Here is a 23,565-nt window from a genome sequence, read left to right on the forward strand (position 1 = left end):
CATGTTGCGCGATGATTTCCAGGCGGTACGCCAGCGTTCCCTGCAGCTGGCTGCACCGCTCTCGAGCGAGGACTGCTGCGCCCAGTCGATGGCGGACGCCAGCCCGGTCAAATGGCACCTGGCGCACTCGACCTGGTTTTTCGAGACCTTTATCCTGGAAGCGCGCGAGGCCGGCTTTTCTCCCTTTCATCCCGCCTTCCGGGTGCTGTTCAATTCGTATTACAACGGGGTCGGGGCCAAGCATCCGCGGGCCCAGCGCGGCCTGCTGACGCGGCCTTCGCTGGACGAGGTCAAGGCCTACCGCGCGGATGTCGATGCACGCATGCTGAGGCTGCTCGAGAGCGAAAATGACGGGGCGCTTTCCGCTCTGGTCACGCTCGGCCTGCAGCACGAGCAGCAGCACCAGGAACTGATGCTCACGGACGTAAAACACCTGCTGGCCCAGAATCCGATCGCGCCCGCCTACGACGGCGAACCAATCGCGCCTGAGGCGCCGCCGCTGCCCATGGATTTCCTGGAATTCGACGGCGGCCTGGTCGAGATCGGCCACGACGGGCGCGGCTTCGCTTTCGATAACGAACTGCCGCGCCACCGCAGCTATGTCGCCCCGTTCACGCTGGCCTCGCGCCTGGTGACGAACGGCGAATACGCCGCCTTCATCGAGGCCGGCGGCTACCGCGATCCGGCCCTGTGGCTGGCCGAAGGCTGGGACAAGGTGGCCTCTGGCGAACTGGCCGCGCCCCTGTATTGGCGGCGCCGGCCGGAGGGCGGCTGGAACGAATTCACCCTGCACGGCGAGCACGCGCTCGACCCGGCGCGCCCGGTCACCCACCTGTCGCTGTACGAAGCCGACGCCTATGCGCGCTGGTGCGGCGCGCGCCTGCCGCTCGAGGTCGAATGGGAATTCGCGGCGCGCCTGGCCAGCATCGAGGGGGGCCGCCTGCACCCGGGCGCTTCCGCCGGCGATGGCTTGACGCAAATGTTCGGCGCCTGCTGGCAATGGACCAGCAGCAGCTATGCACCCTATCCCGGTTATGCCCCGGCGGCAGGCGCGATCGGCGAATACAACGGCAAGTTCATGGTCAACCAGTACGTGCTGCGCGGCTCGTCCTGCGCGACGCCGTCCGGCCACGCCCGTGCCAGCTACCGCAATTTCTTCCCGGCAGGCGCGCGCTGGCAATTTACCGGCATCAGGCTCGCGCGATGAGCGGCCTGAGCCGTTTGCGCCTGCGGCGCCTGCGCTTGCGCAGCCTGCGTGTGCGGATCCTGAACCGCCGCGCCAACGCCTATATCCTGTTGCATCCGCTCGCCTTCAGCCTCAGCGTCATCAAGGGCTTCCGGGCCAACCAGGGCCTGCTGCTGGCCGGCGCAGTCGCCTATTACGCGCTGCTCTCGATCGTGCCCTTCCTGATGCTGGTCGTCGTCGCGCTCTCGCATTTCATCGACCAGGCCGAACTGCTGGTGACGATGCGCCGCTACCTGGAATTGCTGGTGCCCGGCCAGTCGGCCTCGATCGTGGGCGAGGTGGCCAACTTCCTCGACAACCGCGACCTGATCACCTGGGTGCTGGGCGTGACCATGTTGTTCTTCAGCTCGTTTGCGTTCACGGTGCTGGAGAACGCGATGAGCGTCATCTTCATCCACCGGGTGGCGGTGCGGCGCCGTCATTTCCTCGTCTCGGCCGTGCTGCCTTATTGCTACATGCTGGCGCTGGGCGTGGGCGTGCTGCTGGTGACGGTGGTGGCCGGCACCCTGCAGGTGATGGGGAGGGAGAGCGTGGAATTGTTCGGCGCCACCTGGTCGCTGAACGGCGTCTCGGGCGCGCTGCTGTATCTGCTGGGCCTGCTCGGCGAAATCCTGGTGCTGACCTCGATCTATCTCGTGATGCCGGTCGGGCGCCTGTCGCTATCGCATGCGCTGGTGGGAGGGGTGACGGCGGCGCTGTTGTGGGAAATCGCGCGCCACGTGCTGGTCTGGTATTTCTCGACCCTGTCCCAGGTGAACGTCGTGTACGGTTCGATGACGACGGCCATCGTCGTCATGTTCAGCCTCGAGATCGGCGCCACGCTGCTCTTGTTCGGCGCCCAGGTGATTGCCGAATACGAGCGCGTCGGCCGCGGCAAGCTCGAGGGTCATGCGCCGCTGACGACCGCCTGAAAAAGACGGTCGCTTCTCTTGTTCTATCTCAATTTCGTATAGGAAAGCCAGTGGCACAGTAGGCTCTTGCGCCAGCATAACGCTGGGCAATAAACGTGAGAACGGGAGCTGTGATGGAAACTGGCGAAGTCCTGGGTTTGCAACTGCCGGCGATGCTGGCATTCGTCGCGCTGCTGGCCGGATTGATCCTGCTGGCGCGCCAGCTGCACAAACTGCGCCAGCCCGCCGTCGTGCGGCGTGGCGTCCATCCTCCGGTTCCGCACAAGGGACCATCCAGGCCGGACTAGGCCGGTTCTAGAGCACGACGCTGCGGTTGCGACCGGCTGACTTGGCCGCATACAGGGCGCGGTCGGCCCGCTCGATGGCCTGGTCGATCGGTTCGCCATCCTCGTAGCGCGCAAAGCCCGCCGAGAAACGCACGCGCAGGTCGTACAGCGCCGGGCTGGCCGGAAGCTCGCCCAGGCGCTCGCGCAGGCGCGCCACACCCAGCGTCGGGTCGCCCGGCGGGGTTTCCGTCAGCAGCAGCAGGAATTCCTCGCCGCCCCAGCGCCCGATCATGTCGGTGGTGCGTAGCACGACCTGCGCCTGGGTCGCAAAGGCGCGCAGCACGGCGTCGCCGGCAGCGTGGCCGTAGGTATCGTTGATGCTCTTGAAGTGGTCGAGATCGATGATGCAGACGAAAAAACGCGGCCCGCCGCGCGCGTGGCGCGTCGCGTGTTCCTGCAGCAGGGTCATCATGCGGCGCCGGTTCGGCAGCCCGGTCAGCTCGTCGCGCGCGGCCATCTCCTTGATGTGCGCCAGCGCCTGCTCGAGCGCGATCTTCTGCGTTTTCAGGCGGGTACGCATGTCCGACAACTGGCCCGAGAGCTGGGAAATGGCCAGCATCACGATCGCCGTCAGCGCGAAATTGAAGACTTCCTGGCGCGCCGGATAATGGAGCGGCTGGTGCTGCACGCACCAGACCATCACCAGCCCCATCAGCGTGACCGTGTAGACGCAGGCAATGCGTACCGAGGCCGGGCGCAGGCTGAACATGCCGAACACCATGACCAGCGACAGCATGATCAGGGTTGCCCCGTGCACCGGTCCCGTGACCGCGTACGAGGCGCCGATCAGCGACTGCGCGATGAGGGTTTGCGGCATGGCCAGCGTCGGGTCGGCGCAGTGGCGGTTCAGGCCGCTGCGAATGAGGCCGTAGAAGCCACCGATGAAAACGAAGTAAAGGACCGTCAGCACGCCGACCTGCTGGACGTCCGCCGCACCGATCCTGGCCGCATACAGGAGCAGCAGGACGACGGTGGCGGTCACCAGGGCGGCCAGGCCCAGCAGCGCCAGTGTCAGGCGCTGGCGGCTGTCGTCGCCGAGGAGGGCGTCGGCCAGGCGGGTGGTCAGTCCGGGGAGTTGCGGCGAGTCGAGCGCCGCCGTAGCGGCCTGTTGCGTGGGCATTGTCTCTGGAATTCGTTGTTGGCTTGCAAGACCGGTCTGCGCCGGCAAACCGCATTATACAACCGACAATTCTTAAAAAAGCAATGGATTGTTTTATAGAGACAAAATAAATGTTTACGCAGCAACGCGTTGCGCTGCCGCGTACTCCCGGAACGGCGGCTGGATCAGGCCTTGACGACCACGCCCGGCGTGCCGGCGGCCATGCGGCCGACGACTTTTGCGTCGCCGAAGCCCTCGCGCGCGAACAGCGCCAGCACGGACTCGGCCGCCGCCGGGTCGCAGGAGACCAGCAGGCCGCCCGAGGTCTGCGGGTCGGTCAGCAGGGCCTGCTGCGCCGGCGTGATGTTTTCCGACAGCGCGACGTCCTTGCCGTAGGCATCCCAGTTACGTCCGGAAGCGCCGGTGAAGAAGCCGTCCTGCGCCAGTTGCAGCACGCCGGGGAGCAGCGGGATGTCGGCCATGTCGAGTTCGGCCGAGAGTTTGGCGCCGCGCGCCAGTTCGAGCAGGTGGCCCAGCAGGCCGAAGCCGGTGACGTCGGTCAGCGCATGCACGCCGTCCATCGCGGCCAGCGCCTGGCCCGGCTTGTTCAGCTTGGTCGTGTTGGCGATCATCGCGGCATAGCCGTCCGCACCCAGCTGGTCCTTTTTCAATGCGGCCGACAGCACGCCCACGCCCAGCGGCTTGCCGAGGATAAGCACGTCGCCGGCACGGGCGTCGGCATTGCGTTTGACGCGGTCCGGGTGCACCAGGCCCATGACCACCAGGCCGTAGATCGGCTCGACCGAGTCGATGGTGTGGCCGCCGGCGATCGGGATGCCGGCTTCGGCACAGATCGATTCGCCGCCGCGGATGATCTCGCCGATCGTCTCCAGCGGCAGTTTGTTGATCGGCATGCCCACCAGGGCCAGGGCCATGATCGGCGTGCCGCCCATCGCATAGACGTCGGAAATGGCGTTGGTGGCGGCAATGCGCCCGAAGTCGAACGGGTCGTCGACGATCGGCATGAAGAAATCGGTGGTGGCGATCAGGGCCTGCTCGTCGTTGAGCTTGTAGACGGCGGCGTCGTCGGCCGTCTCGATGCCGACCATCAGCTGGGGCGGCACCGGGAAGCCGCTCGACTTCTTCAGGATTTCGGCGAGCACGCCGGGCGCGATCTTGCAGCCGCAGCCGCCGCCGTGCGAGAAGGAAGTCAGTTTGATGGTGTGGTCAGGCGCGGTCATGTTCGGGTCCATTCTTTATGAGTGTTCGGGCTGCGGGGATAAGGGGAATCCCGGGCGCAGCAGATTATCCACCAAGTCGGCGAGTGCTGCTTGCTCGGCATGCGGCGCGAACAGCGCGGCGCGCACGGCGCACTGGCGGCGCAGCAGTGCGTCGAAGGCCGGCTCCGCCACGCAGCGGTCCACCAGGCGCGCCAGCGCGGCGGCGTCCCCCAGCGGGAAGTAGCCGGCGTAGTCCCGCCCCAGCATGCCGAGGTTGCCGTCGATATCGGATGCCAGCACCGGTACGCCGCTGGTGGCGGCCTCGATGATGACGTTGGCGCCGCCTTCCATGGCCGAGGCGATCACCATCGCCCGGCAGCGTTTCAAACGCTGGCGGGTTTGCGCATGCGGCATCGGCCCCAGCCAGCGGTAGCGCGGGCAGGCCGCTTCGGTGGCGCGCGCCGCTTCCAGCAGCGCCGGATCGAGGGCGCCGCCGATGTGCAGCAGGCGTACGCGCGGCGCCGTGACCAGCTGCGCGGCGCGCATGAAGGTCAGTGGATCCTTTTCCGGTCGCAGGTGGCCGATCATGCAGATGTCGACGTGGCGGCCGGCGGCCGGTGCCGGACGCAGCGCGGGCGCGGACTGGTAGATGACCCGCGCCTTTGCCTGCAGGTGCGGCGCCAGGCGCACCAGGCCGGCTTCCTGCAGCACGACCAGGGCGTCGGCCGTCTCGAGCGAGGCGCGCGCTTCGGGCGCGCTGTCGATGTCGCGATACAGGTCGGTGCCGGTCAGGGCCAGCAGGGCGGGGCGCTCCGGGTGCGCCGTTTTGAAGGCGGCCAGTGCCTGCGCCGAGCGGCGCGCGTGCAGGGCGATCAGCAGGTCGGGCGCGGGTTCATCCGCGCTCCAGCCGCCCGCCACCTCGACCGCGTGGCGGCCGCGCAAGAAACGCGCCCAGCGGCTGGCGGTTTGCCAGTTGCCGTTGTTATCGCGGGCGGCGGCGGGGCTGACGATGAGGATGCGCTTGCGGACCATCGGGAGATAAGGGGAGCTGGACGGGGAGGGGAATTATACGTCGGGCATATGGGAACGGTTGATTGTGCAGAAGCGCGGCATCGCCACAGCAGACACGCGAGCGCCAGGCGAAAAAAAACGGCTGCCGAAGCAGCCGTTCTCATTCATTCGCCTACAAGGACCGGTTACTGGTCGCCGAAGCTGCGACGGGCGCCGTCGGCCGAACGCGGGTTCGTGCCGCGGTAGCCACCGCCGCTGCCTTCGCGGCGTGGGGCGCCGCTGCTCGGGCCGCGTGGTGCAGCGTCGCGGTTGTAACCGCCTTCGCGCGGTGCTGCCGATGGCTTGCTGAAGCTGCGCTGGCCCGGCTTGGCGGCGCTACGGCCGTCGCCTGGTTTCCAGCCGCCTGGACGGGCGCCGGTACGGGCAGGTGGCGCCGAACGCTTCGGCTCGAAACCTTCCACCACGGTCGCCGGGATCAGCTGCTTGGTGAAACGCTCGATGCGCTTGATGTTCATGTTTTCGGCGTGGTTCACCAGCGAGATCGCCAGGCCATTGCGGCCGGCGCGGCCGGTACGGCCGATACGGTGCACATAGTCTTCCGGGAACTTCGGCAGGTCGTAGTTCACCACGTGGGTGATGGTCGGCACGTCGATGCCGCGCGCGGCGACGTCGGTTGCCACCAGCACGCGCACCTGGCCGCGGCGCAGGCTGTCCAGGGTGCGGTTGCGGGCGCCCTGGTGCATGTCGCCGTGCAGCGCGGCGGCTGCGAAGCCGGCGATGTTCAGGCGATCGGCGATGGTGTCGGCGTCACGCTTGGTCGCGGTGAAGACGACGGCCTGGTCCATCGACTCGTCGCGCAGCAGGTGGTCCAGCAGGCGGTTCTTGTGCGACAGGTCGTCGACGAAGTGCACGCGCTGCGAGATGTTCTCGTGGCGGTTCGAGGCGCTGGCGATCTGGATCACCATCGGGTCCCTGGTGATGCGGCGTGCCATGTTGCCGACGACGCCATCCAGCGTGGCCGAGAACAGCATGGTCTGGCGCGATGCCGGGGTAGCGGCGACGATCTTTTCGATGTCGTCGATGAAGCCCATGTCGAGCATGCGGTCGGCTTCGTCCAGCACCAGGATCTGCAGTTCCGAGAAGTCGATCTTGCCCGACTCCATGTGGTCGATCAGGCGGCCCGGGGTGGCGACCAGGATTTCAGGATTCTTCGACAGCAGTTGCATCTGCTTCGGGTAAGGCATGCCGCCCAGGATCGAGACGGCGCGGATGCGGCGCATGTAGCTGCCGTATTTTTCGGTCGCGGTGGTGACCTGCAGGGCCAGTTCGCGGGTCGGGGTCAGCACCAGCATCTTCGGCTTGGCTGCGGTGAAACGGACGCGCTCGCCGCGCGAACGGGCCGACTGCGCTTCTTGCGCAGGGGTGCGGGCCGGGGCCGGCGCGACTTCGGCGCTGACCAGCTTGTGCAGGGCCGGCAGCATGAAGGCTGCGGTCTTGCCGGAACCGGTTTGCGACGAGACCAGCAGGTCGCGCCCTTCGATGGCGGCAGGAACAGCTTGTGCCTGGACCGGGGTCGGGACGGTGTAACCGGCTTCGTTGACTGCTTTGACGATCGTGGCGTGGAGGCCTAGTGCTTCAAAACTCATTGTTTTCTAACTTTCGGTAGTGATCAGCGCTCAATAGTTTTACGAGCGCAGAAATAGGAATGCGAAATAGCAACGCGAACCAACAGAACGAAATGACTCAGAAATGAAAGAAATTTCGGCACAAAAGCTTTGCGCCGGGACGGTGTCAAAGGTCGACACACAGGGCGGGAGGGCTTTATGGAAGGCTGCCATGCTTGGCAGGCCTTGCTGCGATGCTGCTTGTTGTTACTAGCTTGGATACTTCTGGATGCGCTGTCTGTCGACAGTTTGTCGCTTTATTGCAGCGCACAAACGACACTATACAGTAGTTTGGGAATGCTTGCACAGACCAGCCAATTTGATCTGGCACAAAGTGTGGCTTGCAGTGCGCGGTGGCAGCGGGAGGGAGTAGGGAGGAAACACGGTCCCGGGCGCACAGGCCCGGGACCGGCGCCGATCAACGATGCTTGCGGCGGCTGTTGGTATTACGCGAAATGCGCGAGTTCGACGCGGCGGTCGCCTTCGACTTGCGCGGCTCGCCACGGTCCGCCTCGAGTGCCATGACGGCGCTGTCGACGATGTTCTCGGCGATGTCGTTGCCCACCGACGCCGAGGTCTTCGGCACCAGGATGGTCGAACCGGCCTTCAGGCGGGTCTGCATCGGAATGTTGTTTGCCTGGCGGATGACTTCCGGCGTGGTGCCGAATTTCGAGGCCAGCGAGGTGATGCTTTCCTTGGCGCCCGTGATCTTGTGCGTGGTCCAGGTCGACAGCGCCTGGCCCCATTGCGCCAGGTTCAGGTGGAATTTCTCGGCGTTCTTTTGCGGCAGCAGGATCTTGGTGCGGTCGTCGCCGGTGATGACCGGACGCTTGAACTGCGGGTTCAGGGCCTTGAATTCGTCGACCGACATTTCCGCCAGCTGGGCGGCGATCGCGAGGTCGATGTCGCTGGTCTTGTCGACCGTCGTGAAGTAAGGCTGGTTGTCGATCACCGGCAGGGTGACGTTGTACTGGCTCGGGTTGGCGACGATGTTCTTCACGGCCTGCAGCTTCGGCACGTAGTTGCGCGTCTCGGCCGGCATCAGGTCGGCCAGGCTTTCGAAATCGGTTGGTTTGCCGAGCGCCTGGTTTTTCTTGATCGCCTTCTGAACATTGCCTTCGCCCCAGTTATAGGCGGCCAGAGCCAGCTGCCAGTCGCCGAACATCGTGTACAGGCGCTGCAGGTAGGTCAGGGCGGCATCGGTCGAGGCCAGCACGCCGCGGCGCTCGTCCTTGAACATGTTCTGCTTGAGGTCGTAGTCCTTGCCGGTGCCCGGCACGAACTGCCAGAGGCCGGCCGCGCTGGCGGTCGACAGGGCTTGCGGATTGAAGGCAGATTCGATCACCGGCAGCAGGGCCAGCTCGGTCGGCATGCCGCGCTTTTCCAGCTCCTGCACCACGTGGAACAGGTAGAGCGACGCGCGGCCGGAGATGCGGGCCATGTAGTCGGGCTTGGCGCTGTAGGAGCGCACATGGCGCTCGACCAGGTTGTTGCTGATGTCGGGAATCGCGTAGCCGCTGCGGATCCGGCCCCAGACATCGGTTTCCTTGTAGTCGTCGACTTTCAGCGATGCAGTGTTGGCAAAAGCGGCCGGGGCGTTGACGGCGGCCGGACGTGCCGCGACGGCGCTTTGCAGCGCGTTGACGGGCGCATTGTCGATGGCGTGGGCGAATGGGGCCGAGAGCAAAAGCACCAGCGCGGCAGCGATAGAAGGTTGGCGGGTCATGTCGTACATAGCTTTCCAGTATGTTGCGTCCAGGAACGGCAGGACTGACGTTAAGGGGGCAGTGTAAGGAGCAGCCGACGAGCCAGTCAAGCGCTAATCCCGGGCGGTTACAAAATTTCTTGTCTATCCTTTTTGTCAACATGAAACTAATTTGATAACAAACGCCAGGGGTATCCTGATCACCGCGACCATTTTCATAGGAGGCGGTTTCTCTGAAAAGCGCATACTGCCCCGGTGTATATCGAATTGGCCTATCGGCAATACATTCCGCACAGAAACAACTCAGCCATTCCGAATATTGTCGAGTTATCAATGAACGGCCGCTTTTCCGCTCCTGCCCGACACGCCTTCAACTTACGCGCCTGGAATGCCTGACCTATGAGCGCACGCAAACTGTGCGTACAATCCGACTTGTACCGCGCTTCCTCACCGAGAACACCGACCTATATATATGAGTACCGCCAACCTGAACGCCGACGATGACGCCATCGTCGCCGCCACCCGCCGCTGGCTGGAAAAGGCCGTCATCGGCCTGAACCTGTGTCCATTCGCCAAATCCGTCTATGTAAAAGAGCAGGTGCGCTACGTCGTCTCCGCGGCGCGCACGCCCGAGGCGCTGCTCGAGCAGCTGATGGACGAGCTGCAACACCTGTCCGACACCCCGGCCGAGCAGGTCGACACGACGCTGCTGATCCACCCCTTCGTGCTCGACGATTTCCTCGACTATAACGAGTTCCTCGATGTCGCCGACGCCGCGGTCGAGGACATGCACCTCGACGGCGAGCTGCAGGTGGCGAGCTTCCACCCGGACTACCAGTTCGCCGACACCGACAAGAACGATATCGAGAACTTCACCAACCGCGCTCCTTACCCGATCCTGCAGATCCTGCGCGAGGAGAGCATCGAGCGCGCCGTCGAGGCCTTCCCGGACGCGGCCGAGATCTTCGAGAAGAATATCGAGACCATGGAAAAACTGGGCCACGACGGCTGGGACAAGCTCGATGTCGGACCAGCCCGCTGACCCGCCGGTGCTTCCACCACGTCCCGACACACCCTGCGTCGCCGTCTGCTCGACCACCTTCGACGACGTCTGCCGCGGCTGCGGGCGCACCGTGGCGGAAGTGGCCCACTGGGTATCGATGCCGGCCGAACAGAAGGAGCGCGTCTGGCAGCGCATCCTGGCCGAAGGCTACCCACGCCGCAATACCTGAACCCGCCTGGAAGCCCGCCGTCACGGCGGGCGCGGCTGTGCAACATTTGCATGCATAATCCCAAGCGTCAGCATTCCCCCGATCCAGGCCGGCAAGCCCGGCTCCAACCATTGCGGCCACGACGATGTCACGGACCCAGTTAAGCGAACCCCTGCGCGGATTCGCGTCGCGCATCAGGCGGCTGTACACGAAGTCGGTGTACGGGGCGATGCTGATGGTCGTCGTCGGCGGCCTGATGATCCCGGCGCTGGTAGCCAGCTATTTCCTGCTGGTGGTGCAGGAGCGCCAGAACACGGTCGCCGAACTCAACGAAACCCTGCAGCGCAATGCCGAGATCCTCGCGCTGGGCATGCAGGAGCCGCTCTGGAACATGAATGCCGAGGCCGCGCGCTCGCTGGTGGACTCGGTGATGCGCGACCCGTCGGTGGTGCGGATCCAGGTGCGCGGCCAGCCGGGCACCGGTTTCATCGACGCCCGTGCCCCAGAGCGCGCGCGCGGCCACGTGCTGCGCGCCCGGCGCGAGATCGTGGTACAGGGTGAGCGCATCGGCGAGCTGACGATCGAGATGGACGACCTGCGCAGCGAAGAGGACCTGCACCGCAAGCAGCGCAACTATGCGCTGGTGCTGGCGGTCCAGGTCACGGTGTCGCTGCTGCTGATCCTTGCCTTCCTGCGGCGGCGCCTGCACGCGCCGCTGCGTACCCTTGCCGGCTTTTCCGACCGCCTCTCGCGCGGCGATTTCGACACCCCCCTCGACCTCGACGTGGACGGCGAACTGGGACGCCTGGGCACCCAGATGGAGCGCATGCGGGTGGCGATCCGCGACCTGTTCGTCGACGTGGCACGGCGCGAGGAGCAGTTCCGCACGATCGTCACGCAAGTGCCGGGCGCCGTCTTCCGCGCCCGCCCGGGCGGCGCCATCGATTTCGTCAGCGAGGCGATCGAAGGTATTTGCGGCTACCCGGCGAGCCAGATCATGCGCGGCGCCACCGAGGCCTGGTACCACCTGATTTGCGAGGCGGACCGCGCGCGGCAGCGCAAGGTCATGCGCGACGCGATCGCCTCCGGGAGAAGCTATGAAGTCGAATACCGGATCGTCGACGCCCACGGCAAGGAGCGCTGGGTGCTCGAAAGCGGCCAGCCGCAACGGCTGCCCGGCGAGGAGGGCGTCTGGGTCGACGGCATCATCTCCGACATCGGCGAGCGCAAGCACAACGAGATGCGGATCGGGGCGCTGCTGGCCGAGCAGGGCGCGATCCTCGACAACGTCATGTTCGGCGTACTGTTTACGCGTGAGCGGCACATCGTGTCGGTCAACCAGCGCACCGAGCAGCTGTTCGGCTATCCCGAGGGCAGCATGGTCGGACTGCCGGCATCAAGCCTGTTCGTCTCGAACGGCGAGCATGCCAGGGCCGAGAACGCATTCTTCCCGGTGCTCGCGCGCGGCGAGGACGCCAGCCACGAACGCCAGTTCCGGCGCCGCGACGGCAGCCTGCTGTGGTGCCTGGTGAGCGGCAGCGCGATCGATGCCGGTCGCCCGGAAGCGGGCAATGTCTGGGTCTTCGCCGACATATCCGAGCGCAAGCAGAACGAGGAAAAGTTGCGCCTGTCCGCCACCGTCATCGAGCACATCGCCGACGGCGTGATGGTGGTCGACGTCCACGGCACCATCGTCACCGTGAATCCCGCCTTTACCCACATCACCGGTTTCGACGCCCCGGAAGTGGTCGGCCGGCCGTGGAGCGTGACCCATACCGGACGCGACGACCAGGACCTGTTCTGGACCATGTGGCGCCAGCTGAACGATACGGGCTTCTGGCGCGGCGAATTGTGGAGCGCGCGCAAGGACGGCGAGACCTTCCTCGAGTGGCTGACGGTATCGACCGTGCGCAACGACGAGGGCAGGGTTACCCATTACGTCGGGGTCTTCAGCGACATCACGCGCCTGAAGGAGTCGCAGGAACAGCTCGACTACCTGGCGCACCACGACCCCTTGACGGGCCTGCCCAACCGCCTGCTGTTCCAGGACCGCCTGCTGCATGCGATCGGGCGCGCGGCGCGCGAAGGCCAGCAGCTGGCAGTGATGTTCATCGACCTCGACCGCTTCAAGAACGTCAACGACACGCTCGGCCACCACGTCGGCGACGAACTCCTGAAGCAGGTGGCGACCGCGCTCGGCGCGCGCCTGCGCGACGGCGACACCCTGGCGCGGCTGGGCGGCGACGAATTCATCGTCCTGCTCGAGAACGTGGACGGCAGCTACGGCGCCGGCCAGGTGGCGGCCAAGATGATGGCGCTGTTCGAACAGCCGTTCAACGTCGCCGGCCACGAGCTGTTCGTCACCGGCTCGATCGGCATCAGCCTGTTCCCGCAGGACGGCGAGGATGCGAACCTGCTGGTCAGGAATGCGGACGTGGCCATGTACCAGGCCAAGTCGCGCGGCAGGAACGGCTACCAGTTCTACTCCAGGGACATGGACGGCGAGGGCGTCGAACGCCTGCGCATGGAAGCGCTGCTGCGGCGCGCGATCGAGCGCCAGGAGATCTTTCTCCATTATCAGCCGCAGGTGGAAATAGACAGTGGGCGCCTGATCGGCGTCGAAGCGCTGGTGCGCTGGCATAATCCCGAACTCGGCCAGGTCAGCCCGGTGCGTTTCATCCCGATGGCCGAGGACACCGGCTTCATCAACCAGATCGGCGAATGGGTGCTGTTCGAGGCCTGCCGCCAGATGGTGCGCTGGGACGAGGCGGGACTGGTGGTTCCGAAGATGGCGGTGAACCTGTCGGTGCGCCAGGTCGAGCGCGGGGCGATGGCGCCGCTGGTTTCGCGCGCGCTGGCGGCGACGAACCTGGCGCCGCGCCGGCTGCAGCTGGAAGTGACGGAGTCGGTGATCATGAATACCGGCGACGCGCTGGCTTTCGTGCACGAGCTGCATGCGATCGGCGTGGGGCTGGCGATCGACGATTTCGGCACCGGCTACTCGTCGCTGGCCTATCTGAAGCAGCTGCCGGTGGACGTCCTGAAGATCGACCGCAGCTTCATCAAGGACATCGCCGTCGATTCGGACGACGAGGCGATCGCGATCGCGATCATCCAGCTCGGTAAAAGCATGCACCTCTCGGTGATCGCCGAGGGAGTGGAAAACGAAGAACAGGCGGCATTCCTGCTGCGCCACGGCTGCACCCGGGCACAGGGTTACCTGTACGGCCGGCCGGTGGCGCCAGGCGTGCTGCTCGAAGAATGGGGAAACGAGAAGAATGAGAGACACGAACACGCCGGACGCGAAACCGGCACCTGACGCGGTACCCGGGCAAACGCGCGGCAAACGCCGCTCGCGGCGCCGCTTCCTGCTCGGCGGGCTGGTGGCCGGCGGCGCGCTGCTGGTGGGCTGGGGCACGCGCCCGCCGCGCCAGCGCCTGCACACGAGCGCACCGCTCCCCGTCGCGAACGGCGCCGTCGCCCTCAACGGCTGGATCGCGGTCAACCCCGACGGCACGGTCTCGGTGGTGGTGCCGCGCAGCGAGATGGGGCAGGGCGTGCACACTGCCCTGCCGATGCTGGTGGCCGAGGAGCTCGACGCCGCGCTCGATTCCGTGCGCATTGCCGCGGCCCCGATCGACAAGATCTTCGGCAACCTGGCCGTCCTGCGCGAGAACCTGCCCTTCCACCCCGACGATCGCGGCAACGTGAAGGATGGCGCCCAGTGGATGCTGGCCAAGGTCGGGCGCGAGCTCGGCATCATGTTCACCGGCGGCTCGACCAGCGTAAAGGACGCCTGGCAGCCGATGCGCGAAGCCGGCGCGGTCGCACGCGCCATGCTCGTGAAAGCGGCATGCGAGGGCTGGAAGTCCAACGCCGCCGACTGCCGCACCGAGAACGGCGTCGTGATCCACAAGGACGGCCGGCGCGCTTCCTACGCCAGCCTGGCCGCGCGCGCCGCTGAAGTCGGTGCCGGCATCGACGCCGGCGACGTGCGCCTGAAGGAGCCGCGCGAGTTCCGCCTGATCGGCAAACCGGTGCCGCGCCGCGACACCCCGGGCAAGGTCGACGGCAGCGCGCGCTTCGGCATCGACGCCCGTCCGCCTGGCATGCTGTATGCAGCCGTCAAGATGGCGCCCGTCGTCGGCGCCACCGTCGTTTCCTTCGACGCGGCTGCGGTCAAGGCCATGCCGGGCGTGGTCGGCATCGCCGATGTCTCGGCTTCGCTCGGGCCGTATGCCGGCGCCGGCGCCGGCGTCGCCGTGATCGCCCACAGCTGGTGGCAGGCGAAGACCGCCGCCGCCGCGCTGCCGGTGCAGTGGAACGAGGGCGCAGGCGCGGGCCTGTCGTCGGAATCGATCTTCGCCGGCTTTGCCGCCGCCCTCGACAAGGAATCCGGATTCACCTATTACGAAAGCGGCACCCAGGACGTGGCCGGCGTGGCCAAAACGATCACGGCCGAATACCGCGCGCCCTTCCTCGCCCACGCGACCATGGAGCCGGTGAACTGCACCGCCCAGGTCGCGAACGGCAAGGTCCACCTGTGGGCCTCGACCCAGGTGCCGAGCATCGCGGTCGACGTCGCGGCCAAGGTGGCCGGCGTCGCGCGGGAAGACGTGACGATCGAGGTGATGCTGCTCGGCGGCGGCTTCGGGCGGCGCCTGGAGGGCGACATGGTGGCGCAGGCGGTGGCCGTGGCGCTGGCGGCGAAGGGCAAACCGGTGCAGCTGATCTGGACCCGCGAAGACGACACCACCCACGACGTCTACCGCCCGGCCGCGCTGGCGCGCTTCAAGGCATCGCTAGACGCGCAAGGCCGCCTGCTGGCCTGGGACAACAAGTCCGCCAGCGGCGCGATCGGCCACCAGTACTTCCCGCGCAACCTTGGCCTGCCCGGAATGGGCCCGGACAAGACGACGGCCGAGGGCGAGTACGACATGCAGTACGAGATCCGCAACCAGCGCATCGCCCACGTGATCGTCGACAGCGCGGTGCCGCTCGGCTACTGGCGCTCGGTCGGCCACTCGCACAATGCCTTCTTCAAGGAGGCTTTTCTCGACGAGGTCGCGCATGCGGCCGGCCAGGACCCGGTCCAGTACCGGCGCACGCTGCTGAAGGAGCACCCGCGCCACCTGGCCGTGCTCGATGCCGCCGTGAGCAAGGCCGGCGCCCCGGTGGCGGGCCGCGCCCACGGCGTGGCCGTGCACCAGTCTTTCGGCAGCATCGTGGCCCAGGTGGCCGAGGTCTCGGTCGAGGGGAGCGACATCCGCGTGCACCGCGTCGTCTGCGCGATCGATTGCGGCATCGTGGTGAACCCGAACATCGTGGCCCAGCAGATGGAGTCGGCGGTCGTGTTCGGCCTGTCCGCCGCGCTGGGCGGCGAGATCACGATCAAGGATGGGCGGGTGCAGCAGTCGAACTTCGGCGACTACCCGGTACTGCGCATGGACCGCGCGCCCATCGTGGAAACCGTGATCGTGCCGAGCGCCGAGCCGCCAGAGGGCGTGGGCGAGCCGGGCGTGCCGCCGGTGGCGCCGGCCGTGGCGGCGGCCGTGTTCAAGCTGACGGGCAGGCGCCTGCGCAGCCTGCCGCTGCGCCTGGGGTAAGGCCGGCCGGCCCGACGCTCAATCCACCCTGCGGGTCGCTCGGATCACTGCTGACCTGCCTGGCCCAGCAGCGTTCGCAAATTGCAGTCGCGCTGCCAGTCGCGCCGTTGCTGGCTGGAGGCGGCCAGGCGCGCCAGTTCCTCCGGCGCGAGTTCAGCCTGGGCCTGGACCAGGCGTTCGGCGAGGGCGGCGTCGGGCAGCATGGTGCCGAAGAAGGCGACCGTGTCGTCCTTTTGCAGCAGCAGGGTCGGGAAATTGTCGACGTCGAGGTCGCCGACCACGTCGGCCTGGTCTTCGATGTCGATCCAGACGAAGGTCTTGTCCGGATGGCGGGCGGCGAGGGCTTCGAAGGCGCTGCGGTAGCCGCCGCAGGTGCCGCACCAGGCGGCGCACAGGCAGGCGACGATCCAGCGGCCTCCGCCGAAGGAGGCGGCGAGCTGGTCGCGGTTGCTCGTATCAAGTGTCAGGGAATGCATGAGCGGATTCTACCTCGGGACAGCAATCGGGGCCACGCCGGCCATGGCCGGGGCCGTGCGTGACGGGTTAAAATAGCGCATGCCTATCATCCTTGCCATCGAAACTTCATCCGAACTCGCCTCCTGCGCGCTGCTCATCGGCGACACGCCCGGCAACACCGCCGGCCGCACTGTCCTGTCGCGTGAGTCCGGCGGCGTGCGTACCCATTCGCAATCCGTGCTGCCGATGGTGCAGGAACTGCTGGCCGAGGCGCAGATTCGCCTGAGCGACGTCGATGCCATCGCCTTCGGCGCCGGGCCCGGCTCGTTCACCGGCGTGCGCACTGCCTGCGGCGTGGCCCAGGGCCTGGCCTTCGGGGCCGAGCTGCCGGTGCTGCCCCTGGTGACGCTCGAGGCGATGGCGGAGGCGTGCCGCGCGAAGAGCGGCGCGCTCGAGGTGCTGGCCGTGCTGGACGCGCGCATGAACGAAGTCTATTGGGCGCAATACCGTTTCGACGGGGCCTGGCAAGTCGTCGTTGCGCCGACCCTGTCCGCCCCCGAGGCGGTGGCGCCACAGCCCGCCGCGGGCCTTGCCGCCTGCGGCAACGGCTTCTCCGCCTATCCGGACGCGTTTGCCGGTAAAGGCTTCGCGGCCGCGGCCGATGCCGGCGTCAATCCACATGCGCGCGACCTGGCGGCCATCGGCGCAGCCGCGCTGGCGGCCGGGCAGGGCGTGCCGGCGGCGCAGGCCCAGCCGCTCTACCTGCGCAACAAGGTCGCCTACACCAGCGCCGAGCGCCAGGTGATCAATGCCGCCAAGGCCGAGGGCTCGAAGGCATGATGGACGCGAGCGTAGCGAACCGCCTGAGCCTGGTGCGGATGACGATGGACGACGTCGACGAGGTGCACGCGCTCGAATGCAGCGTGTTCCCCCATCCCTGGAGCCGCGCCAACTTCAGCGATTCCATTCAGGCAGGCTACGACGCCTGGCTGCTGCGCGATGCCGCGGGCGAGCTGGCCGGCTATTTTCTGCTGATGTATGCGCTGGACGAAGCCCATTTGCTCGACGTGGCGGTGGCCGGCGAGCGCCACGGCACCGGACTGGGACGGCACCTGCTCGATACCCTGTGCGCGCGGGCGAAAGAGATGGGCGCCGAATCCGTGCTGCTCGAAGTGCGCCCGTCGAACGAGCGCGCGCTGGCCGTGTACAAGCGCTACGGCTTTGCCGAGATCGGCCGGCGCAAGGGATATTATCCGGCCCATGAGGGCAAGCGCGAGGACGCCATCGTGATGAGGCATGCACTATGAACCCGAGCGAACGCGACGAAGTATTTTTGGCCGAAATGGGCATCACGCCGCTGTGGCGGCTGCGCCGCGAACCTGCGGACGACTCCGCGCCGGTCGAGGCGGAAGCAGCGGCACCGGTCGTCGCCGAAGTGCCGCAGCCGGCAGCGCAATCAGCGCGCGCACCTGTGCCTGCGCCCGCTCCCGGTTTCATCCCACCGCCCCCGCGCGACCCGGCCTGGGGCGAGATCCCGATGACCTCCGCGCCGCCACCGCCGGCCTGGACCCCGCCCGCTCCCCCGGCGGTCGAGGAAGAGCAGGGCGACAGCCTGGAGGCGATCGCCGCCATGGACTGGGAGGAACTGCGCGCCGCGATCGCCCGCTGCACGCGCTGCGGCGACTGCGCCGGCCGCAAGCCGGTGTACGGCGCCGGCGCCCTGAAGGCGCGCTGGCTGGTCGCCGCCGGCGCCACCAGTGCGGCCGATGAAGCGGAGGGCGCGCCACTGGCCGGCGAGGCCGGCAAGCTGCTCGACAACATGCTGTGCGCGGTCGACCTGACGCGCGAGCAGGACGTCTATGTCACCAGCCTGGTGAAATGCCGTCCGCTCTCCGCCAACGGCGGCGACCGCGCGCCCACCGCCGAGGAAGCGGCGGCCTGCCGCCCCTTCCTCGAGCGCGAACTGGCCCTCACCGGTGCCGGCGTGGTCCTGACCCTGGGCCAGATCGCGGCCAACGGCCTGCTCGGCAAACCGCTGCAGGAGCCGCTGGCCGGCACCCGCGGCACCACCCACGCCCTGGGCAAGGCGGCGCTGGTGGCGACCCTGCATCCGGGCGAGCTGCTGCGCCGCGGCGCCGACAAGGCACTGGCCTGGGCGGACCTGTGCCGTGCGCGTACCGCGGGCGCGCCGAATGCGCGAGCTTCGAATGCAGAAGGTTTGAATGCAGGACGGGGCCGATAGCTACCAGGCCGCCTTCCACCGCCGCTGGGGGCACCTGCGGCGCGCCCGGGTGCGCGCCCTGGCCTGGCTGCTCGATTCGCCCGACCTGCTCGACGCCGCCGCGCCGCACTGGCAGGGCCGCATCGCCTCCACCGGGCCGGTGACCCCCGAAGTCGAACGCTGGCTGCGCGACCTCGACTTCGATCCGGCCCGCCTCGACGCCGCCCTCGGGCCGCGCGTCTACCGGCGCCTCGGCCTGTATGCCGAAAAGCTGATGGCCTTTTATTTCCAGGAGCAGGGACGCCTGGTCGCCCACGGCCTGCAGATCCGCGCCAACCGCAACGATACGGTCGGCGAGTTCGACTTCCTGCTGGAGAATGGCCCCGACGCCCTCGAACACATCGAGTTCGCCACCAAGTTCTACCTGCTGCAAGGCGAGGCCGGGCAGGAGTTCGACGCCCTGGTCGGGCCCAACCTGGCCGACAGCCTGGGCGCGAAGATGCGCAAGATTTTCGGGCGCCAGCTGGAGCTGGGCACGCACCCCGCGGCCCAGCCGCTGCTGCCGCGCCCCGTGACCTCGGCGCGCGCCCTGGTGAAAGGCTGGCTGTTCTATCCGGCCGGCAGCTGGCCGGCGATGAGCGGCATCACGGCCGGGCACTGCCGCGGCTTCTGGTGCGCGCTGGGCGAACTCGACTCGCTCGGCGCCGACGCCTTCCTGGTCCTGCCCAAGCTGCAATGGCTGGCGCCCTTCCGCGCGGCGCAGGCGGCATGGCTGTTGAACCGCGCCCAGCTGCATGCCGAGCTGGAAGCCCAGTTCGAGACGAATCCCTCGCCGGTGCTGGTGGCGGTGGTGCGCGAAACGCCGGGTCTGGTGGAAGAGATCGAACGTGGCTTTATCGTGCCGAACGACTGGCGCGAGCGCGCCGAGGCGAGAAGCGCCCAGGACGATATGCGCAATATCGTCTGGTAAGCCAGGGGCGCGCGGCGCCCGCCGGCATCAATGCTTGTGCTCGCCGATCAGCGCCAGCGAATCATGCTGCGCCTGGTTGCGCTGATGCCGCTTCATGATCAGCCAGGTAATCCCCGCGATCGACAGCCCGAACATCACGATGATCATGTCCAGGTCGAGGTTCAGGGTGATCATGATCGAGTACAGCGCCAGCATGGTCAGGATCGACAGGTTCTCGTTGAAGTTCTGCACTGCGATCGAGTGGCCCGCGCTCATGAGCACATGGCCGCGGTGCTGCAGCAGGGCGTTCATCGGTACCACGAAAAAGCCCGAGAGGAAGCCGATCAGCGCCAGCAGAGGGTAGGCGACGATTACGTCGCGCACGAACACCATGATCATCACGACCAGGCCCATCAGGATGCCCATCGGGATCACGGTCAAGGATTTCCTCAGCGGGATTACCCTGGCGGCCAGCGCGGCGCCGATCGCCACGCCGATTGCGACCACGCCGATCAGGCTGGTGGCCTTGTCGAGCGGCATGTGCAGCGAGCGCTCGGCCCACTTCAGCACGATGAACTGCAAGGTCGCGCCGGCGCCCCAGAACAGGGTGGTGACGGCCAGCGAGATCTGGCCCAGCTTGTCTTTCCAGAGCGTGGCCGAGCAGTTCGCGAAATCGGCGACCAGTTTCATCGGATTGCGTTCCTGGTGTTCGTAGCGGGCGCCGGTTTCCGGGATGCGCAGGTTGAACAGCGCCGCCGCCAGGTAGATCACGACCACGACGGCCATCGCCGCTTCGCTGGTGGTGTCGATACCGGTGTCGATGAAGGGGATGTCAAAGCTCAGCAGCAGGGCCGAGCCCTTGACGCTGACCAGGGCGCCGCCCATCACGGTGCCGAAGATGATCGACATGACCGTCAGGCCCTCGATCCAGCCGTTGGCGGCCACGAGCTTTTCGGGCGGCAGCAGTTCGGTGAGGATGCCGTATTTCGCCGGCGAATACACGGCTGCCCCGAAGCCGACGACGGCATAGGCAACCAGCGGGTGCACGGCCAGGAACATCAATGCGCAGCCGAAGACCTTGATCAGGTTGGCGATGAACATGACGCGGCCCTTGGGCAGCGAATCGGCGAAGGCGCCGACGAAGGCGGCCAGCAGGACGTAGAACAGGACGAATGAAAGCTTGAGCAGCGGCGTCAGCGAGGCCGGCGCGTGCATCGACACCAGCACGTCAATGGCTACAAGCAGCAGCGCATTGTCTGCCAGCGACGAGAAAAACTGCGCCGCCATGATGGTATAAAAACCACGATTCATTCGAGTGAGTCTGAAAACAAGTGTGGGTTGCTTTATACCATGAAAGAACGGCAAGCCAAAGAAACGGACGGGCAAGAACCCTGCCCATCCAGTAAAATAGAAGCTTTCGCCTAGACGGCTTTTTCACCGAATCTCGCCATGCCACGCCCCCTTTGCGCCACCATCCATCTCGATTCGATGCAGCATAACCTCGCCCGTGCACGCAGCTGCGCGCCGCAAGCCAAGGTCTGGGCCGTGGTCAAGGCGAACGCCTATGGCCATGGCCTCGAGCGCGGCATGAAGGGTTTTGCGACGGCCGACGGCCTGGCGCTGATCGAAACGGAAAACGCGTTGCGCCTGCGCGAACTGGGATGGATCAAGCCGATCCTGCTGCTGGAGGGGATTTTCGACGCGTCCGACGTGCCGCTGCTGGCCGAACACAATATCAACAGCACCGTGCATTGCGTGGAGCAGATCAAGATGCTGGAGTACACCCAGCTCTACCGCCCGATCGATGTGCACCTGAAGATGAACACCGGGATGAACCGGCTCGGTTTCAAGCCCGGCGAATATGCGGCTGCCTATAAACGCCTGCGCGCGATTCCCGGCATCCGCAACATCACCCTGATGACCCATTTCGCGAATGCCGACGAGCTCGAACATCCGCGCCTGGCGATTGCCGACCAGGTGCAGCGCTTCCAGCGCGGGGCGGAAGGGCTGGAGGGGGAGCGCAGCCTGTCGAATTCCGGCGGCGTGCTGCACCAGGCGGTGCTGCACGCCGAATTGCAGAACGACTGGGTCCGTCCCGGCATCATGCTGTACGGCGGCACGCCTGGCGGGCGCACGGCCCAGGACTTCGGCCTGCGCCCGACGATGACGCTGACCTCCGAAATCATCGCGATCCAGCAGCTCGTCGCCGGCGACACCGTCGGCTACGGCAGCCGCTTCGAGGCGACGGGGCCGATGCAGGTCGGCGTGGTCGCCTGCGGCTATGCCGACGGCTACCCGCGCCACGCGCCGCACGGCACCCCGGTGATCGTCGACGGCGTGCGCACCAGCGTGATCGGGCGGGTCTCGATGGACATGATGACGGTCGACCTGACGCCGGTCCGGAATGCCCGCGTCGGCAGCCAAGTGACGCTCTGGGGCGACGGCCTGCCGATCGACGAAGTGGCCGCCGCCGCGGGCACCATCGGCTATGAATTGATGTGCGCACTCGCCCCGCGCGTGCGCGTCACGGAAGGAAGGTTGGGCACCCATGGCTAAGGCAAAGACCCAGTTCGTCTGCAGCGAATGCGGCAGCGTTTCCAGCCGCTGGACCGGCCAGTGCGCCGACTGCAAGGCCTGGAACACGATGGTCGAGCAGACCGTCGAGACGGCCGGCGTGAACCGCATGTCGCAGACCGTGAACCACAAGGCGCTGGCGCAGACCGCGCCGGTGCTGTCCCTGGCCGACATCGAGGCCACCGACGTGCCGCGCTTCGGCACCGGCATCGAGGAATTCGACCGCGTGCTGGGCGGCGGCCTGGTGGCGGGCGGCGTGGTGCTGATCGGCGGCGACCCCGGCATCGGCAAGTCGACCCTGCTGCTGCAGGCCCTGGCGAATCTCGCCGCCACGCGCAGTACTTTATATGTGAGCGGCGAGGAATCCGGCGCCCAGATCGCCCTGCGTGCGCGCCGCCTGCAGGTCGAGGCGAAGGACCTGAAGCTCCAGGCCGAGATCCAGCTGGAGAAGATCCTCGGCACGCTGGCCGACCTGAAGCCCGAAGTGGCGGTGATCGACTCGATCCAGACCCTGTATTCGGATGCCCTCACCGCGGCCCCGGGTTCGGTGTCGCAGGTGCGCGAATGCGCCGCGCAACTGACCCGCGTGGCGAAGCAGACCGGCGTCACCATCATCCTGGTCGGCCACGTGACGAAAGAGGGCGCGCTGGCCGGTCCGCGCGTGCTGGAGCACATCGTCGACACCGTGCTGTATTTCGAGGGCGATACCCAGTCCAGTTTCCGCCTGGTGCGCGCTATTAAAAACCGCTTCGGCGCCGTCAACGAACTGGGCGTGTTCGCGATGACGGAAAAGGGGCTGAAAGGCGTGTCCAATCCCTCGGCCCTGTTCCTGTCGCAGCACGACAACCAGGTGCCCGGTTCCTGCGTGATGGTGACCCAGGAGGGGACCCGGCCGCTGCTGGTCGAGATCCAGGCCCTGGTCGACGCCAGCCACCTGCCGAACGCGCGCAGGTTGTCCGTCGGCCTCGAGCAGAACCGCCTGGCGATGCTGCTGGCCGTGCTGCACCGTCACGCCGGCATTGCCGCCTTCGACCAGGACGTCTTCATCAATGCCGTGGGCGGGGTGAAGATCGCCGAACCGGCAGCCGACCTCGCGGTCCTGCTGGCGATCAACTCGTCGATGCGCAACAAGCCGCTGCCGCGCGGGCTGGTGGTGTTCGGCGAAGTGGGCCTGGCGGGCGAGATCCGCCCCGCACCACGCGGCCAGGAGCGCCTGAAGGAAGCGGCCAAGCTGGGCTTTTCGGTGGCCATGATCCCGAAGGGGAATGTGCCGAAGCAGAAGATCGAGGGGATGAACATCATCGGGGTCGAGCGCATCGACCAGGCGTTCACCAAGCTGCGCGAGCTCGACTAGGAGAGCGCTTCC

The 23,565-nt window shown here is 66.8% G+C and carries 20 protein-coding genes; 13 read left to right on the forward strand and 7 right to left on the reverse strand.

The genetic code is table 11. The features are described from left to right. Window position 1 precedes the first annotated feature (1 nt). The 3 genes from egtB to ACI48I_RS14010 all read left to right on the forward strand — a co-directional run bounded on the left by egtB (window position 2) and on the right by ACI48I_RS14010 (window position 2,444). Window positions 2-1,207: an ergothioneine biosynthesis protein EgtB gene (egtB, locus tag ACI48I_RS14000; RefSeq protein WP_498574511.1), complete on the forward strand. Its 1,206-nt coding sequence runs from the start codon at window positions 2-4 to the stop codon at window positions 1,205-1,207. Then, entirely contained in the window at window positions 1,204-2,157 is a 954-nt protein-coding gene (locus ACI48I_RS14005) for a YihY/virulence factor BrkB family protein (protein ID WP_193686343.1), read from the forward strand. The genes egtB and ACI48I_RS14005 overlap by 4 nt, the downstream gene beginning before the upstream one ends. Window positions 2,158-2,270: 113 nt before the next feature. Further along, window positions 2,271-2,444, forward strand: a complete 174-nt coding sequence (locus ACI48I_RS14010) for a hypothetical protein (protein ID WP_498574512.1) — start codon at window positions 2,271-2,273, stop codon at window positions 2,442-2,444. Window positions 2,445-2,451: 7 nt separating this feature from the next. On the opposite strand, the gene ACI48I_RS14015 is transcribed toward ACI48I_RS14010, so the two are convergent. The 5 genes from ACI48I_RS14015 to ACI48I_RS14035 form a co-directional block, all read right to left on the reverse strand. Then, window positions 2,452-3,603 (reverse strand): GGDEF domain-containing protein, encoded by a 1,152-nt coding sequence (locus ACI48I_RS14015; RefSeq protein WP_498574513.1) that lies wholly within the window; start codon window positions 3,601-3,603, stop codon window positions 2,452-2,454. A 164-nt stretch (window positions 3,604-3,767) separates the two neighbouring features. Then, window positions 3,768-4,823 carry a selenide, water dikinase SelD gene (gene selD, locus ACI48I_RS14020; protein WP_193686340.1) on the reverse strand — a complete coding sequence of 352 codons (1,056 nt, stop codon included), beginning with the start codon at window positions 4,821-4,823 and terminating at the stop codon, window positions 3,768-3,770. A gap of 15 nt (window positions 4,824-4,838) precedes the next feature. Further along, on the reverse strand, window positions 4,839-5,834 hold the full coding sequence (gene senB / locus ACI48I_RS14025; RefSeq protein ID WP_498574514.1) for a selenoneine biosynthesis selenosugar synthase SenB: 996 nt from the start codon (window positions 5,832-5,834) through the stop codon (window positions 4,839-4,841). Window positions 5,835-5,998: 164 nt separating this feature from the next. Further along, window positions 5,999-7,459 (reverse strand): DEAD/DEAH box helicase, encoded by a 1,461-nt coding sequence (locus ACI48I_RS14030; RefSeq protein WP_498574515.1) that lies wholly within the window; start codon window positions 7,457-7,459, stop codon window positions 5,999-6,001. 436 nt (window positions 7,460-7,895) lie between these two features. Further along, window positions 7,896-9,212 carry a transglycosylase SLT domain-containing protein gene (locus ACI48I_RS14035; protein ID WP_407943869.1) on the reverse strand — a complete coding sequence of 439 codons (1,317 nt, stop codon included), beginning with the start codon at window positions 9,210-9,212 and terminating at the stop codon, window positions 7,896-7,898. Window positions 9,213-9,654: 442 nt separating this feature from the next. Here ACI48I_RS14035 and ACI48I_RS14040 point away from each other — a divergent pair, with 442 nt between their 5' ends. From ACI48I_RS14040 to ACI48I_RS14055, 4 genes are all read left to right on the forward strand, one after another. Beyond that, window positions 9,655-10,224, forward strand: a complete 570-nt coding sequence (locus ACI48I_RS14040) for a DUF1415 domain-containing protein (protein WP_193686336.1) — start codon at window positions 9,655-9,657, stop codon at window positions 10,222-10,224. Next, complete coding sequence (locus ACI48I_RS14045; RefSeq protein ID WP_193686335.1) at window positions 10,205-10,414, forward strand: DUF1289 domain-containing protein; 210 nt, start codon at window positions 10,205-10,207, stop codon at window positions 10,412-10,414. Before ACI48I_RS14040 ends, ACI48I_RS14045 begins: the two co-directional genes overlap by 20 nt. Window positions 10,415-10,538: 124 nt before the next feature. Beyond that, window positions 10,539-13,712, forward strand: a complete 3,174-nt coding sequence (locus ACI48I_RS14050) for an EAL domain-containing protein (RefSeq protein WP_498574516.1) — start codon at window positions 10,539-10,541, stop codon at window positions 13,710-13,712. Next, window positions 13,672-15,999 carry a xanthine dehydrogenase family protein molybdopterin-binding subunit gene (locus ACI48I_RS14055; protein ID WP_498574517.1) on the forward strand — a complete coding sequence of 776 codons (2,328 nt, stop codon included), beginning with the start codon at window positions 13,672-13,674 and terminating at the stop codon, window positions 15,997-15,999. Before ACI48I_RS14050 ends, ACI48I_RS14055 begins: the two co-directional genes overlap by 41 nt. Before the next feature lie 44 nt (window positions 16,000-16,043). On the opposite strand, the gene ACI48I_RS14060 is transcribed toward ACI48I_RS14055, so the two are convergent. Then, on the reverse strand, window positions 16,044-16,475 hold the full coding sequence (locus tag ACI48I_RS14060) for a thioredoxin family protein (RefSeq protein ID WP_193686332.1): 432 nt from the start codon (window positions 16,473-16,475) through the stop codon (window positions 16,044-16,046). 79 nt (window positions 16,476-16,554) lie between these two features. On the opposite strand from ACI48I_RS14060, the gene tsaB reads away from it, so the two are divergent. Genes tsaB through ACI48I_RS14080 form a run of 4 tightly spaced genes read left to right on the forward strand, consistent with a single transcriptional unit; the run spans window position 16,555 to window position 19,646 of the window. Then, on the forward strand, window positions 16,555-17,295 hold the full coding sequence (gene tsaB, locus ACI48I_RS14065) for a tRNA (adenosine(37)-N6)-threonylcarbamoyltransferase complex dimerization subunit type 1 TsaB (RefSeq protein WP_498574518.1): 741 nt from the start codon (window positions 16,555-16,557) through the stop codon (window positions 17,293-17,295). Further along, complete coding sequence (rimI, locus tag ACI48I_RS14070) at window positions 17,292-17,762, forward strand: ribosomal protein S18-alanine N-acetyltransferase (RefSeq protein ID WP_498574519.1); 471 nt, start codon at window positions 17,292-17,294, stop codon at window positions 17,760-17,762. Before tsaB ends, rimI begins: the two co-directional genes overlap by 4 nt. Further along, window positions 17,759-18,697 (forward strand): uracil-DNA glycosylase, encoded by a 939-nt coding sequence (locus tag ACI48I_RS14075; protein ID WP_498574520.1) that lies wholly within the window; start codon window positions 17,759-17,761, stop codon window positions 18,695-18,697. Before rimI ends, ACI48I_RS14075 begins: the two co-directional genes overlap by 4 nt. Continuing rightward, window positions 18,678-19,646 carry a DUF1853 family protein gene (locus ACI48I_RS14080; protein WP_193686329.1) on the forward strand — a complete coding sequence of 323 codons (969 nt, stop codon included), beginning with the start codon at window positions 18,678-18,680 and terminating at the stop codon, window positions 19,644-19,646. The genes ACI48I_RS14075 and ACI48I_RS14080 overlap by 20 nt, the downstream gene beginning before the upstream one ends. Window positions 19,647-19,673: 27 nt before the next feature. Here ACI48I_RS14080 and lplT read toward each other — a convergent pair whose 3' ends face one another. Further along, window positions 19,674-20,936: a lysophospholipid transporter LplT gene (gene lplT, locus ACI48I_RS14085; RefSeq protein WP_193686328.1), complete on the reverse strand. Its 1,263-nt coding sequence runs from the start codon at window positions 20,934-20,936 to the stop codon at window positions 19,674-19,676. Between the two features lie 138 nt (window positions 20,937-21,074). Between lplT and alr the strand changes: the two genes are divergently transcribed. Further along, window positions 21,075-22,181 carry an alanine racemase gene (alr, locus tag ACI48I_RS14090; protein WP_193686327.1) on the forward strand — a complete coding sequence of 369 codons (1,107 nt, stop codon included), beginning with the start codon at window positions 21,075-21,077 and terminating at the stop codon, window positions 22,179-22,181. Continuing rightward, on the forward strand, window positions 22,174-23,553 hold the full coding sequence (gene radA / locus ACI48I_RS14095; RefSeq protein WP_193686326.1) for a DNA repair protein RadA: 1,380 nt from the start codon (window positions 22,174-22,176) through the stop codon (window positions 23,551-23,553). Before alr ends, radA begins: the two co-directional genes overlap by 8 nt. The last annotated feature ends 12 nt before the right edge of the window (window positions 23,554-23,565 follow it).

This window comes from Massilia sp. LXY-5 (genome assembly GCF_059801075.1).

What these genes read in the sequence shown, in the direction of transcription:
- ACI48I_RS14080 (WP_193686329.1), top strand. Translation starts at nt 18,678, where the DNA reads ATGCAGGACGGGGCCGATAGCTACCAGGCCGCCTTCCACCGCCGCTGG.
- ACI48I_RS14030 (WP_498574515.1), bottom strand. Translation starts at nt 7,459, where the DNA reads ATGAGTTTTGAAGCACTAGGCCTCCACGCCACGATCGTCAAAGCAGTC.
- ACI48I_RS14045 (WP_193686335.1), top strand. Translation starts at nt 10,205, where the DNA reads ATGTCGGACCAGCCCGCTGACCCGCCGGTGCTTCCACCACGTCCCGAC.
- ACI48I_RS14075 (WP_498574520.1), top strand. Translation starts at nt 17,759, where the DNA reads ATGAACCCGAGCGAACGCGACGAAGTATTTTTGGCCGAAATGGGCATC.
- ACI48I_RS14035 (WP_407943869.1), bottom strand. Translation starts at nt 9,212, where the DNA reads ATGTACGACATGACCCGCCAACCTTCTATCGCTGCCGCGCTGGTGCTT.
- egtB (WP_498574511.1), top strand. Translation starts at nt 2, where the DNA reads ATGTTGCGCGATGATTTCCAGGCGGTACGCCAGCGTTCCCTGCAGCTG.
- rimI (WP_498574519.1), top strand. Translation starts at nt 17,292, where the DNA reads ATGATGGACGCGAGCGTAGCGAACCGCCTGAGCCTGGTGCGGATGACG.
- selD (WP_193686340.1), bottom strand. Translation starts at nt 4,823, where the DNA reads ATGACCGCGCCTGACCACACCATCAAACTGACTTCCTTCTCGCACGGC.
- ACI48I_RS14005 (WP_193686343.1), top strand. Translation starts at nt 1,204, where the DNA reads ATGAGCGGCCTGAGCCGTTTGCGCCTGCGGCGCCTGCGCTTGCGCAGC.
- ACI48I_RS14055 (WP_498574517.1), top strand. Translation starts at nt 13,672, where the DNA reads ATGAGAGACACGAACACGCCGGACGCGAAACCGGCACCTGACGCGGTA.
- ACI48I_RS14015 (WP_498574513.1), bottom strand. Translation starts at nt 3,603, where the DNA reads ATGCCCACGCAACAGGCCGCTACGGCGGCGCTCGACTCGCCGCAACTC.
- ACI48I_RS14040 (WP_193686336.1), top strand. Translation starts at nt 9,655, where the DNA reads ATGAGTACCGCCAACCTGAACGCCGACGATGACGCCATCGTCGCCGCC.
- ACI48I_RS14050 (WP_498574516.1), top strand. Translation starts at nt 10,539, where the DNA reads ATGTCACGGACCCAGTTAAGCGAACCCCTGCGCGGATTCGCGTCGCGC.
- tsaB (WP_498574518.1), top strand. Translation starts at nt 16,555, where the DNA reads ATGCCTATCATCCTTGCCATCGAAACTTCATCCGAACTCGCCTCCTGC.
- alr (WP_193686327.1), top strand. Translation starts at nt 21,075, where the DNA reads ATGCCACGCCCCCTTTGCGCCACCATCCATCTCGATTCGATGCAGCAT.
- senB (WP_498574514.1), bottom strand. Translation starts at nt 5,834, where the DNA reads ATGGTCCGCAAGCGCATCCTCATCGTCAGCCCCGCCGCCGCCCGCGAT.
- ACI48I_RS14010 (WP_498574512.1), top strand. Translation starts at nt 2,271, where the DNA reads ATGGAAACTGGCGAAGTCCTGGGTTTGCAACTGCCGGCGATGCTGGCA.
- radA (WP_193686326.1), top strand. Translation starts at nt 22,174, where the DNA reads ATGGCTAAGGCAAAGACCCAGTTCGTCTGCAGCGAATGCGGCAGCGTT.
- ACI48I_RS14060 (WP_193686332.1), bottom strand. Translation starts at nt 16,475, where the DNA reads ATGCATTCCCTGACACTTGATACGAGCAACCGCGACCAGCTCGCCGCC.
- lplT (WP_193686328.1), bottom strand. Translation starts at nt 20,936, where the DNA reads ATGAATCGTGGTTTTTATACCATCATGGCGGCGCAGTTTTTCTCGTCG.